At 30.5% G+C, this 2515-nt stretch carries 2 protein-coding genes; both read right to left on the bottom strand.

The features are described from left to right. Positions 1–457: 457 nt before the first annotated feature. Positions 458–1144 carry an MAE_28990/MAE_18760 family HEPN-like nuclease gene (locus AS180_RS21160; RefSeq protein ID WP_062687463.1) on the bottom strand — a complete coding sequence of 229 codons (687 nt, stop codon included), beginning with the start codon at positions 1142–1144 and terminating at the stop codon, positions 458–460. Further along, entirely contained in the window at positions 1141–2247 is a 1107-nt protein-coding gene (locus tag AS180_RS21155) for a DUF262 domain-containing protein (RefSeq protein ID WP_062687462.1), read from the bottom strand. The genes AS180_RS21160 and AS180_RS21155 overlap by 4 nt, the downstream gene beginning before the upstream one ends. Between the last annotated feature and the right edge of the window lie 268 nt (positions 2248–2515).

Below are 2515 nucleotides of genomic sequence, written 5' to 3'. Positions count from 1 at the left end.
TTATAAATTTAAACTTTTTTATGAAGGCTACCAAGCGAAAGTGCGGTAGAAATCTGTGTCTATTTTCTTGACGTAGTATCAGTCACTAGTACATTAGATATTTACAATAATCAAAGTTCTGAACTAAAAACGGCATATTTTTATGCTTATAAAAACCTATATGAAACAAAGTTCCATAATTTAAAATATAAATATACTTATGAAAATTATTAAAAACCTGTTTTTATGTGTTCCTTTTATGTTCCTAGCCTCACTAGTGGACTGTCTATCAGCATAGACACCAAGTTAATAATATATAAATATCTATGCTAGATATACTTTAAACCCCTAACTAAAAATTTCATGGTTTATTGTGCATTATTTAAATTCTTAAAAAAAGCCAAAGACTTTTTACTATTTTTTCAAAATGAAATTTTTATTACATACACCAAAAAGGAGTGTAAAATTACACTCCTTTTTAATTTGGTGTTTTAAGATAGAGTTTTTTAGTAGCTGCGTCCATTATTTGATCCTTGAAGTGCTCTACTAAAGAAAGAATTTCTTTATAGAGTGTCTCAAACTCCTCTTTTGCTATTTTATCTGCATCTGGTAATTTACTGTTTACTAAATCTAAATATTCTCCGTGAGCAATCTTATTTCTGTCATCCACCATCATGTCTTTAATATAGTGCTCTTTAAGTTCATATTTTGTTTTGTCTAAACCTAAACTAAATAATATGTCCTCTAAAACCTTATAACTTAAATTTGCTTCTGTATCTACAATCAGTTTCTTCATAGCATCTACTTTAAATATTCTACCCGAATGATTAAAAAGAGAATGCGTAATTCTATGATGTGCTATAGATTTATTTGATTCCCTTGCATCCACAATTGTAGATTTAAAAAGTAAAGTAATGAAGTTATCAGTCATATACTGGCACTCTATTCTTTGAGAGTTTAAATAGTTTAAATATTCCCTAGCAGCCATTTTGATAAATCCTTCCCAATGAGAGTATAAAATCGTAATACCTACTCTAATAAAGGTATTAAGGACTGCACCTTCTGAGGAATCTATATTGGACTTTAAAGTTGTTAATTCCTTTTTTCTCCAAGATAAATTTTTATCCAATTTATCTTGGAGCTTCTCTAAATAATCTGAGCTCATTGTCCAAATGTATTCCTTCCTAAACTAGATAACTCTTTTACTCGAATAATTGGTCGGCTACTTCCTGATGTAATTGACAGAAATGAACTTGAGTTATAGATGTTCTTAATTGTTGTTACAACCTGGTCTGGTTCTTTAGCAGTAATACTGTCAATATTTTCACTTATTCCTCCAACAATTGTTTCAAATGCAGCTAATGAAAAAGCCCCTTTGAATTTTTGCTTTTCATAATCATATTTACGAAAACTATCTTCCGAAAGTATGTTGTCCAAGTATTCAAAAGTTTTTATAAAAATTTGTTCCTCTTGATCATAATCAATCTTTTTATTTTCAATTAAATTAATTACCTCATCAGTTATAAACTCAGCCATATCCTCTGATCCTTTTATATTTTCAAAATCAGCATGACGATAGACAAGATATCTCATGAAAATTTCCATATCATATTGCTCTAAATATTGCTTTTCAGTCAGAGGGATACAGTTTTGAAAATGTTGATTTTCTTTAAGTCTAGCCGCCCATAAATAAAAATCCCTATCTACCATTATTAGTAAGCAATTTCGTACCTCTTGAGGCTCAAGCTTAGTACCACCTGTATTAATTCTTTGAAAAAGCTCATACTTAGCATCCTTATCGCTAGCCTTTTTAATTATTTTTATATCCATCTTTGAACGTTTGAAATCGATTCTTTGCTCAGATGTAAATGAATTATCAGGATCAGATATATCATTCCATACTTTATTTTCAAGGGAAGGCAAGAACTTTGTCCCTAATAATTTTAAAGGTCTTTTTTCTTTTCCTGGTGGAAGCCTTAGCTCATCAACAAATTCCATTATAGTTGATAATCTTTGTAAACCGTCTATAACATCCCATACACCATCATCACGTTGAGAAACAAAAATTGGCGGTATGGGTATTCCTAGAAGTATTGACTCAATTAGCTTAGTTTTCTGTATGTCGGTCCAGCGAAAAAAACGTTGGAACTCAGGGTTAATTACAAGTTCCTCATCTTTATACATATTTATTAGCTCACCAATCGACATTGGATATCCGTCTGCTTGTATTTCCTTTGCTTTTTTATTGATCTCGTCTTTTAATGACATATAAAACACCGTCCCCAAAATTTTTACTAAACGTAAACAATATACTTAAATTATACAATAAAAGGTAGTTAAGGCTAGAGGGTTTTACGGCATTTTCCTTTTCTATAAATCCTTATCTAGTTGGAAAAAGTATTAGAGAAAGTCAAAGGTGTCTTAAACTTTACTTTTAAAAGTAAATGAGGCTGGGACAAAAGGTCTCTATAATCGAAAAAAGGTGAAGTCGCCGGTGCGACTTCGCCTTTTTTCAATTATTTTAAAGATATAAAGG

Source organism: Priestia veravalensis, from assembly GCF_001457055.1.
Classification (GTDB): domain Bacteria; phylum Bacillota; class Bacilli; order Bacillales; family Bacillaceae_H; genus Priestia; species Priestia flexa.
The sequence above is the reverse complement of the archived record's forward strand: the minus strand, read 5'-3'. Positions and strand labels throughout refer to the sequence as shown.

What these genes read in the sequence shown, in the direction of transcription:
- AS180_RS21160 (WP_062687463.1), bottom strand. Translation starts at nt 1,144, where the DNA reads ATGAGCTCAGATTATTTAGAGAAGCTCCAAGATAAATTGGATAAAAAT.
- AS180_RS21155 (WP_062687462.1), bottom strand. Translation starts at nt 2,247, where the DNA reads ATGTCATTAAAAGACGAGATCAATAAAAAAGCAAAGGAAATACAAGCA.